This window comes from Burkholderia sp. YHN3-13 (assembly GCF_055810675.1).
Genome location: NZ_JBVVNQ010000095.1, coordinates 1 through 637, shown reverse-complemented (window position 1 = coordinate 637; position 637 = coordinate 1). Strand labels below are relative to the sequence as shown.

Annotated in this window: 1 protein-coding gene; it reads left to right on the top strand. The window is 62.8% G+C overall.

All coding sequences use genetic code 11. The annotated features are described in order from the left end of the window. Positions 1 to 455: 455 nt before the first annotated feature. Positions 456 to 637 (top strand): recombinase family protein (locus AC0KUR_RS38060; RefSeq protein WP_473377414.1); only part of this gene is annotated, 182 nt, incomplete at its 3' end.

Here is a 637-nt window from a genome sequence, read left to right as displayed (position 1 = left end):
GGCCGCGGACAAAAACGATCCATTTTGTCCAGTATCATCCGGGTATGCCCCACCCAAATTTGACTTTTATTAACAATCGCCCCCGCCCCGCACGTCGATCCACGGCGCGCCGGACAGCATTCGGTCCGAGATGCTCGGGGGCGTGTAGCCAGGCGCGCGCACTGTACACCAGACGTCGATAGGGTCACCGTCGTCTGGCTGAATCCGCGCGTGCCACCCGGGCGCCAGCCCGGACCGACCCGCAGAATCGCGCGTTGATTCATGCCAACCGATGTCGGGATCAGGACTGCGATTCGTCGCCGCTTTTTCTTTTACTATAACGAATGCACGATATGACATTTAAAAAGGCCGTCCGTCTTCATTCCTTTCTTGCCCAGCCGGCCCCCTCATCGCCGTGTGGGCCTCGACACGCCGCAGCGCGCCGGCATACCGAGGACACGCCGGCCGGACATAAAATCGGCTACGCGCGCGTGTCCACTCACGACCAAAACCTCGACCTGCAGCTCAAAGCCCTTCGGGCCGCGGGCTGCGACCACCTGTATACCGATCACGGTCTCTCGGGCGCTGCCTTCTCCCGCCCCGGCCTCGATGCAGCCCTCGCTCGCCTACGGCCAGGCGACACCTTGGTGGTCTGGCG